Genomic DNA, 12,823 nt, shown 5'->3' on the forward strand with positions numbered 1-12,823 from the left:
AGACTAAGTAGTTTTTTCATATTATTGATTAATTTTTTTCATCTCAGATTTCTGTAAAACAGCTACAAAGGAAGCCCCCGAACTTATTTATTACTAATAGTTCGGGGGCTTCTTGTTATCTCTGATTGTTTAATTTTGTAAATCAATATAAAAATCCCCGTCTTGATAACTGCAGAAAGAGATATCTTTTATGTTTTCATATCCTCTTTCTTTTAAATTCTGCCTCAACCATAAATTCGTTTTTCCAATGGTGACTAAATTACTTTCTTGAACAATGCCATCCATAATGAGCGGAATAGTGATAGAGGAACTGCCTTTTTCTTTTTCAAAAACGGACAGTTTTCCTGATGTTTCTAATATAGCGAATTCAACATCTGCTACATTACGTATATCTTTTTCTCTTAACTGCACTAACAAATCATCAAAGTTATAACGCTGTTTTTTCATAGCCACTTCGTCAATTTTTCCATTATTAATAATAATGGTTGGCTCACCCTCAATAAAATCTCTTACCTTTTTACTTTTTAAAGAAAGAAATGCTAGCAAAATTTGAATAGATAAAAGTATAAACATCGGAAAAAGTGTTGGCAAAAAGGCCGTTTTATAGTCTTCTATTGCAACTACCCCGATTTCTGCAATCATAATAAATACCACAAGATCTAGAATACTTAACTCTCCAATTTCTCTTTTTCCCATCAATCGAAAAATTAGGACAATCAAAAAGTAAATAACGACAGTCCTAAATAATAGGATGAAGAACTGTTCCAAATTACCTCCTCCGATCTGAAAGAATCTTTCTTAATTTGCACTAAGCTAGTGAAAAAAATACAAAAAACACGACTCGTTACTATCCGTTTTTTTACAAAAAGAAAGCATCTTCATGTTCTTTTCGCTCGTACTTAAATTTTGATTCTAATTTTACAACCACTGAATATGCTTGTACTAGAATAGTTTTATTCATTTTAGGATGAAAAGAAAGGAGATGTTTCCAATCGAAGAAAGTAAGCAAGCTGGCACAGCAGTCTTATATGGTTTAATCGCTATATTTATGATGCTGATAACAAGTAGTTTATTCTTTTCTTTATTATTACGTTTTACTTCTGTACAAGAGTCTTCCTTGCAATACATTATTACGGGGGTTTCTTTTATTACCTTATTTGCAGGAGGATTTATTTCTGGAGGAAAAGGAAAGCAAAAGGGATGGTTTCTTGGTGGAATAACAGGTCTTATTTACTCTGTAGTCATCTTTTTATTTGCTTTTTTAGGTACAGATCAGCTTTTTTCCATGGAGCAAACCATCTATCATGTGTGTTATACATTAATTTGTATGATGGGTGGGATTTTGGGAGTTAATTTATCAAAAGGCAGTGACAGATAACTGACCACATAAAATAAAGCAACCCAATGCTTAGCATCCATCTTGATAAACACTCATTTCCAAGCACGAAAAAGGGCATCCTCTATTTTAGAGACTGCCCTTTTTTCTATCATTTATTCTTCTGTTTTTTCAAGTGTAGTACTTGAAACAGGAGCTGAAGATTCTAATACTTCGCGAATTGCATTGCGGTCAAAAGTTAAACGAGTGTTATCTTTTGATTTTAGAACAATCGTACCCTCATCTATTGCATCAATAGTTGCATGAAGACCACCGATCGTGACAACCTTGTCCCCTTTTTTCAAGCTACTCTGCATATCACGTACAGACTTTTGACGCTTTTGCTGTGGACGAATTAGCAAGAAATAGAATAATACAAACATTAAAATAAATGGTAGTAAACTCATAATTTGTGCCATTTACATTTTCCCCCCTTTCTATATCTATCAGAAGTTTTTAGCGTTCGGTTTATTAAATCCATAACGTTCGAAAAACTCTTCTTTAAAATCTCCTAATCGATCATTTCTGATCGCATTTCGGACATTCTCCATTAAGTTTAACAGAAAATAAAGATTATGGTAAGATGTAAGCCTTATTCCGAATGTTTCGTCACATTTAATAAGATGACGAATGTATGCACGACTGTAATTTTTACACGTATAGCAATCACATTCTGGATCTAACGGACCGAAATCTCTAGCAAATTTTGCATTTTTTACAACAAGACGACCTTCACTTGTCATAACTGTACCGTTTCTAGCTATCCTAGTAGGTAACACGCAGTCAAACATGTCTATTCCGCGAATAGCCCCATCAATTAAAGAATCTGGAGATCCTACTCCCATTAAATAACGCGGCTTGTTATCAGGCATTAATGGCGTTGTAAATTCAAGAACACGATTCATAACATCTTTCGGCTCTCCAACGGATAAACCTCCAACTGCATAACCAGGAAAATCTAAGCTAACAAGATCTCTAGCACTTTGCTTACGTAATTCCTCGTATTCTCCCCCTTGAATGATACCAAATAGACCTTGATCTTCTGGACGACCATGTGCTTTTAAACAACGCTCTGCCCATCGAGAAGTTCTTTCTACTGACTTTTTCATATAATCGTATTCAGCTGGATATGGAGGACACTCATCAAATGCCATCATAATATCAGATCCTAGAGCATTCTGAATTTCCATTGCCTTCTCTGGGGAAAGAAACAACTTATCTCCATTCAAATGATTACGGAAATGAACTCCTTCTTCTTCTATCTTTCTAAAATCACTTAAACTAAAAACCTGGAATCCACCAGAGTCTGTTAGGATTGCTTTATCCCAGTTCATAAATTTATGCAGACCGCCAGCTTCTTTTATAATTTCATGTCCTGGTCTTAACCATAAATGATAGGTATTACTTAGTATAATATTAGCTCCCATCATTTTCAAATCTTCAGGAGCCATTGTCTTAACAGTTGCCAATGTTCCTACTGGCATAAAAGTAGGTGTTTCAAATGAGCCATGAGGTGTATGTACAATTCCTAATCTTGCCCCAGTCTGCTTACATGTTTTAATAAATTCATATCTTATTGCAGTCAACTTCTTTATCTCCTTTTATAGAAAAACACTAATAAATAAGTAATTAATCTTTGTTTTTCAGTCAAATCTTATTTAATCATTCTTACTTTTAACGAATAAACATTGCATCTCCAAAGCTAAAGAAACGATATTTTTCCTTCACAGCCGTTTCATATGCATGAAGAATATGTTCTCTACCAGCAAGTGCACTCACTAACATGATTAGTGTTGACTTTGGTAAATGAAAATTAGTAATCATTCCATCTATTCCTTTAAACTCATATCCAGGATAGATAAAGATGCTTGTCCAACCACTGCTTTCCACAAATGTACCATTATTTTCAGTAGCAATTGTTTCAAGGGTTCTTGTTGATGTAGTTCCCACAGATAATATACGCCCACCGTTAGCTTTCACTTTATTTAGAAGTTCAGCTGTCCCAGCTGTTAGCTGATAAAATTCGGCATGCATCTCATGCTTATCTATCTCATTTACACTAACTGGTCTAAATGTACCTAGACCAACATGTAAAGTTAAAAATGCAATATGAACTCCTTTTTCTTTTAAAGCATCTAATAACTCATTTGTAAAATGTAGACCTGCCGTTGGAGCAGCAGCTGAGCCTCTTTCCTTCGCATAAACAGTTTGATAACGGTCTTGATCGTCGAGCTTTTCCTTAATATAAGGTGGAAGGGGCATTTCCCCAAGGCTATCAAGAATTTCATAAAATATTCCATCATATTGAAACTCTAGGATTCTACCTCCATGCTCTAGCTCTTCTACACAAATTGCCTTTAACGTTCCTTCGCCAAAGGAAATGACTGTTCCTAACTTTACTCTTTTTGCTGGCTTCACAAGTGTTTCCCATCGATCATCTTCTTGTTGTTTTAACAATAGAACTTCAATGTGAGCACCTGTGTCTTCCTTCACTCCATAGAGTCTTGCAGGCAAGACTCTTGTGTCATTAAGAACAAGACAGTCGCCAGGATGAATATATTCTAAAATATCTTTAAAACTACGATGCTCTAGTTCACCAGTTTCCTTATTAATCACCATTAATTTACTACTTGTTCTGTCTTCTAATGGTGTTTGCGCAATTAATTCTTCTGGTAAATGAAAATCAAATAAATCTACCTTCACACTTGTCACCTAACTCTTTCCATTTATATCTTTAAAAACCATTTTATAGTTTCAAAAAAGTATAACCATTTTTGAGCGAACAGCTCCCTATCCTAAAAATGATGTTGGAAAGGAAAAAACTATCTTCTCAATATTACAATCATATTCGCCTAAAGAAGGGCATTATTCATTACAAAGTTACTCCTCTTGCCATTCCTGCAGATTCAAATGATCATAGACTAAAGAAGTTACCATTCGTCCTCTTGGTGTTCGCTGAAGAAAACCAATTTGTAATAAATAAGGCTCATAAACATCTTCAATCGTATGTGCTTCTTCTCCAATAGTTGCTGCAATGGTTTCTAATCCAACAGGACCACCTTTGAATTTTTGAATCATGCCTAGTAATAATTTATGATCAATATGATCTAGTCCTAAACGATCGACTTGAAGAAGCTCTAAAGATGATGAAGCTAATTCCTCTGTAATTAACCCATTTCCTTTTACTTGAGCAAAATCACGAACTCGTCTTAGAAGGCGGTTAGCGATCCTTGGAGTACCCCTTGAACGCCTAGCTATTTCTATTGCAGCTTGTTCTTGTATGCCAACCTGAAGGACCTCTGCTGTTCTTGTAACAATATCTTTTAACTGCTCTTCATTATAATACTCTAATCTACTTAATACACCAAATCGATCTCTTAACGGTGCTGAGACAGAACCTGCCCTTGTTGTAGCTCCAACTAAAGTAAACGGAGGTAAATCTAGTCTCACCGAACGCGCACTAGGTCCTTTCCCAATCACTATATCTAAGCAATAGTCTTCCATTGCAGGATATAAAACTTCTTCTATCGCTCTTGGAAGTCGATGAATTTCATCTATAAATAATACATCGCCTGGCTCTAGCGCAGTTAAAATGGCAGCTAAATCTCCGGGTCTCTCGATGGCAGGTCCAGCAGTAGTACGAACATTTACACCCATTTCATTGGCTATAATGACAGCTAGTGTTGTTTTACCAAGTCCAGGTGGTCCATATAATAATACATGGTCCAGTGCTTCTTCTCTGAATTTTGCGGCATCAATAAATACTTTTAAGTTTTCTTTCACCTTATCTTGACCAATATAATCACCTAAATACAAGGGACGTAAGCTTTTCTCAAAAGAAACATCTTGCGAATCAGCTTCACCAGAAATAATACGTTCCTCCAAAATACTTCACTCCTTTCTATCAAGAAATCTCTTCTTATTAGGAGGTCATCTAAGTGACTTATTTAAGAAGCAACTTTAATGCAAGTTTAATATAACCATCTGTATTAAGTTCTTCTTTCTTGAGTTGTGGAACAACCCTTTTTAGTTCTCTCTCGGAATATCCTAGTGCTGTTAACGCTAATACAGCCTCATCTAATGCTGATTCAGTTTGAGCTTTTTCTATATGCTCTTCCACTGTAAATATAGTTGGAAATGCTTCTGGCATAAAATCAGCAAGCTTCCCTTTTAAATCTAAAATCATTTGTCTGGCTGTCTTCTTTCCTACTCCTGGGAACTTCACTAGAAATGCTTCGTCTTCATTTTCAATCGCTGTAATAACTTGACTTGGCTCTCCAGATGCTAGTATAGCTAATGCTCCCTTTGGTCCTATTCCAGAAACATTTAAAAGCTTCGTAAATAGTTCTCTTTCCTCACGCACCTTAAATCCATATAAACTAATATTATCTTCTCGTACATAATGATAAATATAAATGGTCAATTCTTTTCCTGTATAGGAAGAAAACGAAAATGGATTAGGCGTTTTTATTTGATAACCAATATGTTGGTGATCTAAAACGATGTATTCCGGACTAATAAATGCTACTGTTCCTTTTATATATTCGTACACTGAATTCTCTCCCTCATATATCCTAAAACTTATTTTATCATAGAATTTAATTTAACAGCTATTATAGTTGATTTTCTAAATATTCTATCAAAAAAGTTCCATGCAGCTTAACTTAAGACTAGTTTTTTTACTAAGCAATAATAAAAACCCAGTATAGAGAAAAGCCTGAAGTGGCTTCCTTCTACACTAGGTTATTCTTAGTTAAGTGATTCCAAGTTAGTAAAGCTTTTATACGTTTCTAATACTTTTACATATCGATCCTTCGATTTAATCGGAATTCCCTTTTCTAAATTTTCTTGTTGTTTAGACTCCAATTTCTTTAAATCTAATTGAAAGAAAGATTGTATAATGTTTTCTTTATCTGGTTTACCGTTAAATATAGTTAATACGCCTTGATCAGTAATCCCAAAATATCCATTAGTCTTAAGAAGTGGAGAAATATCATCTACCTTTTGTGTAAAGGTTAATTCCTTACTTGTCATATCTACAAGCTGCCACTTATCATATTTAGACCAGAAATCTTCCATTGACCACACTGTTTCTTCTACATATTCTTCACTTACTTCTCCATCCAAATAGATTCTTTTTAATACAACCTCTATTTTTTTGGGATTATTCTCACTTGCTTCTACTGTAATTCCAGTTATAGGAATAACCGTGAGAAATAGGATAAGAAGAACAGTCGAACATAAAAGGAATCTGGTTTTCATACTAACCACCTCTTTGAATTACTTAAAACTAGCATCTAATATTTCCAAGGAAATATTACAGTTTCTTCTACTTTTCTTGACTATCTATTATTCTCACCATTATTTCTTTTTTCATTCGCCTGATTATAGATATTTATTTTAAGCATTTTCTACCTGATAATTTTTCAGTCTATTAATTAGCTGATTTCTAAAAGAAACCGTAGGGACCCAATTCATTAGCTCCTTAGCCTTTCTTATAGAGACTCTACTCCCACAGTCTCTTATGGGCAATTCTATGCTTCCTATTTTTTTATAAGCTTCTACGAATTGTACTATTTCATTCCTTGTAATAGTTTCTTGAGAGCATATATTTATGATTTCATTATCTGCATGATCAAGACTTAATATCATAGCCTTAACAGCATCTCGAACATGAATAAAATTCATTTCCTTTTCACCATTCTGAGAAGAAACAAACTTGTTTTCTTGTTGATAGCTAGATAGTAGAAAATCTTGTTCCTTCCATGAAAAATGATCTCCAAAAAGACAAGAAAATCTTAAAATACTATATGTTAAGCCATATAGAACATGGTAATTTTGTATATACCTTTCTTCCATTTTTTTTGATAAGCCTTCAAAGAGGATTGGATTTAACGTTGTTTCTTCTGTAATCTGTTCTTTATCTTGATCTCCATAAACAGAGATAGTAGAAGGAAAGATGATTTTTTTTACATTTGCCTTTACACATGCTTCTAATATAGTAGTGGTCCATTCCATATTCTCTTCTGATTCATGAAAGGATTCCTTTATACTGTTTGTCGAAATAGCTGTATTCATGAGATGGATAACATTATCAATGGGATAATTAGAAAATATTGATTCAATATCTTCTTTACTTTTCACCTTATATGTTTGACAACCGAATAATGGATGTTTCGATTCTTCTTGGTATCCGATAACAAATGGAATTTCTTTTCGATTCAATTCTTTTATTAAACAGGTTGTTATCTCATTATTACTTTTACATAGAATTAATACATTCATTATTATCCCTCCAGGAGCATTCCATTACATTTATGTATAAAAGATTTTATTGGGTTATATGATAGTTGTTCTTTATAACGAATATTTATTTCATTATAAAGTATTATTTTAAAAATGAAAAGTAATTCTCGAAAATTTTTTCATTATAAAGAACAAATGAATATTCATAACAAATATTCGTGTTTTATTAAGAATGATTATTCAAAAAAGCTAACTTTACTGAGTATTCATTACTCAGTAAAGCTAGCTTTTAAAGGCACTGTTTATCTTAATGAATCTATCTGTTGTTCCATTTTTTCCAAACTGTTCGTTATAGTACGTTGCGGTTGACCATTTTTTATCGATTTGTTTATATCTTCAATATCTGTAAAGATCCCTCTATCTGTAATAACGGATATATCCTTGTTCTTAAATGTATCAGCTAAAGAATTCTGTACATCTTTTTTCGTTTTATCTATATTTTCTTTATTTGTTACTTCTAATGCGAGTATTACCTTATTTCCATATACTATTGACTGTGCATCTTGGACGTCTTTATTATCCTTTGCTATGGACACAGCCTTTTGGGCCATTTCTGAATCAACAGAATTTTGATCTTGATTTTCATTTTGATTTTGATTATCTTTGGCAGTATCACTACGATAATTAACATTACGGATATTAATTTTATTCGTATTTTCATTACCAAGTGTGTGATCCATCATTTCTGTCATTGGACCGTCGTTATCGCCAGCATGATTGGTTTCATGCTGCTCATTTGAATAATAACCTATAGGTTTTGTTGCCTCTAATCGATTGTTATCTGCTGTTTCATTTTGATTCACACCACATCCAGCTAAAACAATAGCCCCACATATTAGGACAGGACCAAGGATATACTTAGATTTATTCAAAAGCCATCTCTCCTTTACTTCAGAATGATATGCTCGTATCTATCTTTTGCTTTTTTATCAATATCATTCTGTTAAGTAAAGGTAACTTTGACAAACATATTTTATTCCTTAATTAGACGTTTGACTTTATCATAAAATTTCTTGCGTTTTTTATACTGATCTAGTGTTAAATGGATAACCTGCTGAAGTGACTCTGGATTTCTTCCATCCCATTGTCTAAAAAAACGATTCCATTCACGTAAGATATCTGTTGGAAATAGTAAATAAGATAGGAATGTTTCTTCTTGTAAAAGTTCCGAGAAAATAGGCATCCTTTCTAGTTCCTCAAAAGACCAATCCATATGTGGCAATATCCGATTTGCATATTGAAGATAATCGATAACCGCAGGTCCAATGCTAATCAAATCAAAATCAATGAGAAAAAGCTGTCCATTTACATCCCGAAGAAAATTATGATGTGCTACATCACCGTGTAAAACAACTTTTGGTTTCGATTGAAAGAATTCACTACTATTTTGACCATTATTTAAAGATTGTTCTGCAAAAGATACTATTTCTTTAACGATAAATGGATCAATATATTTTTCAATAAGCTCTTTATTCCTTAGAAACTGATCTTTCCTCATCTGCCATTTATCCATAATACGAAATGGTGGTAAGATATATTGATATATATTAACCAGATGCTCTGTAACAGAATAAAAATGGGTTAACAGTAACAAAGCTTCTTTCCTATGCTTTTCATTTTTATATGTAAAGGCTGTCCGATTGGGATATAGGTATTGTATACAACCATATATCATATTATCGATAATGATGGGTTCATCATGTACATAGAATTGATAGGTTTGAATAAAGCCCTCTTGTTCGAGCGCTTTTGTAAAGGTTTCTTGTACTTTTAATTTTCGATAGCTAGAATAACCCTTTAATATAAACCAGAAATCATTTGATTTTATTAAGAATACATTTTTCCTTATACGGCGAATATCGTTAATTTTTATGGAGAATTTCTTTTCTAATAAAGAGAGGAGACGATAATAGAAAGTATCGTCCCCTCTATAAAATCCTTTATAAGTCACTGCTTTCGTCCTCTTGATATCTTGGCATACCAAATGGAGTTCCTTGATTATAACCATAAGGGTTCATAAATGGTGGTTGCCCTACATTTGTGTTGAAAGGCGGTGCATAAACAGGAGCATTACCTCCTGGCCCCATCATTGGTGGCATTTCACCTGAAAATGGTTGTTGCATACTAGCTTCGAATGGTGTATTGCCTCCAACTCCTTGTGGATAGGGTGAAGTCATAGAACCTGCTTCGAAAGGATTCATTGCATAAGGATCCTGCATTGGCATATTATTCATTTCTGGACTCATTCCTGGTTGCATTCCCATTGGCATTTCTGAATTGAATCCTCCTGCCATTGGGTAGCCACCCATCTCTGGGTTCATTCCTGGCTGCATTCCCATTGGCATTCCTTGATTGAATCCTCCTGCCATTGGGTAGCCTCCCATTTCTGGGTTCATTCCTGGCTGCATTCCCATCGGCATTCCTTGATTGAATCCTCCTGCCATTGGATAGCCTCCCATTTCTGGGCTCATTCCTGGCTGCATTCCCATCGGCATTCCTTGATTAAATCCTCCTGCCATTGGGTAGCCTCCCATTTCTGGGCTCATTCCTGGTTGCATTCCCATCGGCATTCCTTGATTGAATCCTCCTGCCATTGGATAGCCTCCCATTTCTGGGCTCATTCCTGGCTGCATTCCCATCGGCATTCCTTGATTAAATCCTCCTGCCATTGGGTAGCCTCCCATTTCTGGGTTCATTCCTGGTTGCATTCCCATCGGCATTCCCTGGCTCAATTCGCCATGTGTTGGAAAACCTCCCATTTCTGGACTCATCCCAGGATAAAAGTTGCCTTCCACTTGAAATGATGATGGTTGAGTATACATTGGTTGTTGCTGAGATGGCCCATTACATCCACAATCTTCCTTAAATGGCATTTGATAAGATTGTTGAGGTGCCATATTTTGCATATAGTTTACTCCCATTACTTGGGAAGATGATTCTACTTGATAATTAGGAATTGGCATTTGACCATGTTGCACTAAAGGTTGTTGATAGTAATCAGCAGGTACTTGTTGGTTCATATGATGTTGGCTATGGCCCGCATGATGCCCCTGGTAAGAAGAGGAGGATTCCTCCCAATGCATATGATTAGTATGTTCTACGCCTGGTAGAGAACCATAGGATGGTGGCATTTGTTCTACTGGCGAAGTTTGTGGATAAACACCTGGTGGGAAACCTGATCCAGGCATCATTGGTGATACCTCATAGCAATAAGGTTGATAAGGGATAATAGGCGGACAAGGATCTTGGTGTACTGGCTCCATAACTGGTTCTTGAACTGGCGGAATAACAACTGGTGCTGGTGCTGGAGGAGTAATGTTTGTTTCCTCCATTTCTACGTCTACATCAATGTTTGTCATGTTCATTGTATAGTAATTATGAACATCTATTTCTGGAATAATAGGCTTAGGCATTTTTGGCGTATATGGTTTTTCCTTTGGCATTTCTTTTTTCGGCATCTCTTTTTTGGGCATTTCTTTCATTGGCGTAGCTATTGGCTGTTCTTTCACAATCGGTTGTTGTGTTGTTTTTGGCATTTCTTTTATTGTTCCCATCTTAGGAGCTTCTTTTTTTATACTACCTCCTGTAGTTGGGACTTTAATTTTCATACCTGGCATAATCATATCTGTATTACTGAGTTGGGAATTTAACATCTTTAACTCTTCAAAATCGACTCCATATTTCTTAGCGATTTTCCAAAGAGTATCCCCTTTCTGTACAATATGGATCTTCACTATAGATTCCCTCCTATGCATATGTCCATATAGTCTATGTTCACGATGCAAAATGGTTATCATTCTACAGAAAAATCTATGCGGTTTTTTTTCTTTTTATGTGCTAAATAATCTTAAACCTTTTGTAACGATGGGAAATTCCTATATAATTTATTATTATTTCTTTCAAAGAAGGTTTGGTAAAATAGAAGTAGAAAGATTTACTTAATCATTCTAAGGAATACTATTGTTTCATTGCTAGAAAGGAGCGATTAGATGACAGAAACAAAAAAATTGCTTGGAGAAGATAGAAGAAATTATATTTTATCCCTGCTAAAGGAAAATAGCCGACCTTTTACCGGTACGGAGCTATCTAAACTTACGAATGTAAGTAGACAAATTATTGTTGGTGATATTACTTTACTCAAGGCAAAAAACGAGCCTATTCTTGCTACAAGCCAAGGATATCTTTATATACAAGATTCGAAGCCTTCTATATATGAAAAGGTGATTGCTTGTATTCATACTCCTGAAAAAACAGAAGAAGAATTAACGATTTTAGTTGATCATGGTGTAACAGTAAAGGATGTAAAAATTGAACATCCGGTTTATGGTGACTTAACAGCCTCCATTCTTGTTTCCAGTCGCAGTGAAGTAAAGCAATTTATGAAAAAAGTAAACAGTACAAAAGCCTCCTATTTATTAGAACTCACGTCTGGCATTCATTTACATACCATTTCAGCACCTACCAGAGAAGCATTATTAGAAGCTGAAGAAGCATTAAGAAAGGCTGATTTCTTAATAGAGGATTGATGAACGAATTATTAGGAGGGTAAATACATTTATGTTGGCTGATTTGTTTTTTAATCATAATGAACAATTAAACGCTAAGTTCACAAGATACTTTTCTTTCTCTTCGGAAGATGTTTGGAACATGCTCACTGATAATAAGAAATTACAGAGCTGGTTTCAGGAGCTAGAAATAGTAGAGCATAAAAAAGATGGTTTAATCCTGTTCGATATGCAAGACGGAACCTTTGAAGAAATGAAAATCCTTGAATACAAACATTTAGAAACACTGGCCTTTACCTGGGGAGAGGATTCAGTGGAGTTTCAAATAAAAAAGGAGCCTAATGGGTGCACCTTAATTTTACTTGAAACCATTAATACAATTTCTCCACATACTCCTAAAGATCTTGCTGGTTGGCATGTTTGTTTAGATGTTATCCAAACAATATTAGCTGGAGAAGAAGTGAAGGATAGAAAACAAACCTGGGAGATTTTATATAATCAATATATAGAAGTTATAGAATCCATTAAGCAATAAGCGAGTATGTCTGATCCTTCATGCTAAAGAGTATTACTATTTGTTGGAGCTTATAGGAACTCACTGAATTCAGTTTACTCTTTGTTTTTCGAGGATTACTGG

Annotated in this window: 14 protein-coding genes; 3 read left to right on the top strand and 11 right to left on the bottom strand. The window is 34.7% G+C overall.

Annotated features, from left to right (window positions below):
* Positions 1 to 129 precede the first annotated feature (129 nt).
* The gene (locus F9279_RS15680) at positions 130 to 768 is read right to left on the bottom strand and encodes a DUF421 domain-containing protein (RefSeq protein WP_152114705.1); all 639 of its coding nucleotides are present in this window, start codon (positions 766 to 768) and stop codon (positions 130 to 132) included.
* 214 nt (positions 769 to 982) lie between these two features.
* Here F9279_RS15680 and F9279_RS15685 point away from each other — a divergent pair, with 214 nt between their 5' ends.
* The gene (locus tag F9279_RS15685) at positions 983 to 1,378 is read left to right on the top strand and encodes a TIGR04086 family membrane protein (protein WP_152114707.1); all 396 of its coding nucleotides are present in this window, start codon (positions 983 to 985) and stop codon (positions 1,376 to 1,378) included.
* Between the two features lie 113 nt (positions 1,379 to 1,491).
* Here the strand turns inward: F9279_RS15685 and yajC are convergent, their stop codons facing one another.
* The 10 genes from yajC to safA form a co-directional block, all read right to left on the bottom strand.
* Entirely contained in the window at positions 1,492 to 1,794 is a 303-nt protein-coding gene (gene yajC, locus F9279_RS15690) for a preprotein translocase subunit YajC (RefSeq protein ID WP_152114708.1), read from the bottom strand.
* 27 nt (positions 1,795 to 1,821) lie between these two features.
* Entirely contained in the window at positions 1,822 to 2,961 is a 1,140-nt protein-coding gene (gene tgt, locus F9279_RS15695; protein WP_152114710.1) for a tRNA guanosine(34) transglycosylase Tgt, read from the bottom strand.
* An 88-nt stretch (positions 2,962 to 3,049) separates the two neighbouring features.
* Positions 3,050 to 4,078, bottom strand: a complete 1,029-nt coding sequence (gene queA / locus F9279_RS15700) for a tRNA preQ1(34) S-adenosylmethionine ribosyltransferase-isomerase QueA (RefSeq protein WP_152114712.1) — start codon at positions 4,076 to 4,078, stop codon at positions 3,050 to 3,052.
* 177 nt (positions 4,079 to 4,255) lie between these two features.
* A complete protein-coding gene (gene ruvB, locus F9279_RS15705; protein WP_152114714.1) occupies positions 4,256 to 5,260 on the bottom strand; it encodes a Holliday junction branch migration DNA helicase RuvB in 1,005 nt (334 codons plus the stop codon).
* Positions 5,261 to 5,318: 58 nt separating this feature from the next.
* A complete protein-coding gene (gene ruvA, locus F9279_RS15710; protein ID WP_152114716.1) occupies positions 5,319 to 5,927 on the bottom strand; it encodes a Holliday junction branch migration protein RuvA in 609 nt (202 codons plus the stop codon).
* Positions 5,928 to 6,124: 197 nt separating this feature from the next.
* The gene (locus F9279_RS15715) at positions 6,125 to 6,637 is read right to left on the bottom strand and encodes an intercompartmental signaling factor BofC (protein ID WP_152114718.1); all 513 of its coding nucleotides are present in this window, start codon (positions 6,635 to 6,637) and stop codon (positions 6,125 to 6,127) included.
* 138 nt (positions 6,638 to 6,775) lie between these two features.
* A complete protein-coding gene (locus F9279_RS15720; RefSeq protein WP_152114720.1) occupies positions 6,776 to 7,660 on the bottom strand; it encodes an NAD-dependent epimerase/dehydratase family protein in 885 nt (294 codons plus the stop codon).
* A 263-nt stretch (positions 7,661 to 7,923) separates the two neighbouring features.
* Positions 7,924 to 8,553, bottom strand: coding sequence for a YhcN/YlaJ family sporulation lipoprotein (locus F9279_RS15725; protein WP_193224596.1), 630 nt, complete (start codon positions 8,551 to 8,553; stop codon positions 7,924 to 7,926).
* A gap of 101 nt (positions 8,554 to 8,654) precedes the next feature.
* Positions 8,655 to 9,632 (bottom strand): phosphotransferase, encoded by a 978-nt coding sequence (locus tag F9279_RS15730; protein ID WP_193224597.1) that lies wholly within the window; start codon positions 9,630 to 9,632, stop codon positions 8,655 to 8,657.
* Entirely contained in the window at positions 9,622 to 11,415 is a 1,794-nt protein-coding gene (safA, locus tag F9279_RS15735; protein WP_152114726.1) for a SafA/ExsA family spore coat assembly protein, read from the bottom strand. Before safA ends, F9279_RS15730 begins: the two co-directional genes overlap by 11 nt.
* Before the next feature lie 255 nt (positions 11,416 to 11,670).
* Here safA and F9279_RS15740 point away from each other — a divergent pair, with 255 nt between their 5' ends.
* Entirely contained in the window at positions 11,671 to 12,207 is a 537-nt protein-coding gene (locus F9279_RS15740) for a transcription repressor NadR (protein ID WP_152114728.1), read from the top strand.
* Positions 12,208 to 12,238: 31 nt separating this feature from the next.
* Positions 12,239 to 12,721, top strand: coding sequence for an SRPBCC domain-containing protein (locus F9279_RS15745; RefSeq protein WP_152114730.1), 483 nt, complete (start codon positions 12,239 to 12,241; stop codon positions 12,719 to 12,721).
* Positions 12,722 to 12,823 lie beyond the last annotated feature (102 nt).

Origin of the sequence: Bacillus sp. B1-b2 (assembly GCF_009183415.1) — a bacterium.
Lineage (GTDB): Bacteria > Bacillota > Bacilli > Bacillales > Cytobacillaceae > Niallia.

Bases quoted from the DNA above. Each gene is read 5' to 3' on its own strand.
- F9279_RS15685 (WP_152114707.1), top strand. From the start codon at position 983: ATGTTTCCAATCGAAGAAAGTAAGCAAGCTGGCACAGCAGTCTTATAT.
- F9279_RS15740 (WP_152114728.1), top strand. From the start codon at position 11,671: ATGACAGAAACAAAAAAATTGCTTGGAGAAGATAGAAGAAATTATATT.
- F9279_RS15745 (WP_152114730.1), top strand. From the start codon at position 12,239: ATGTTGGCTGATTTGTTTTTTAATCATAATGAACAATTAAACGCTAAG.
- F9279_RS15715 (WP_152114718.1), bottom strand. From the start codon at position 6,637: ATGAAAACCAGATTCCTTTTATGTTCGACTGTTCTTCTTATCCTATTT.
- F9279_RS15720 (WP_152114720.1), bottom strand. From the start codon at position 7,660: ATGAATGTATTAATTCTATGTAAAAGTAATAATGAGATAACAACCTGT.
- yajC (WP_152114708.1), bottom strand. From the start codon at position 1,794: ATGGCACAAATTATGAGTTTACTACCATTTATTTTAATGTTTGTATTA.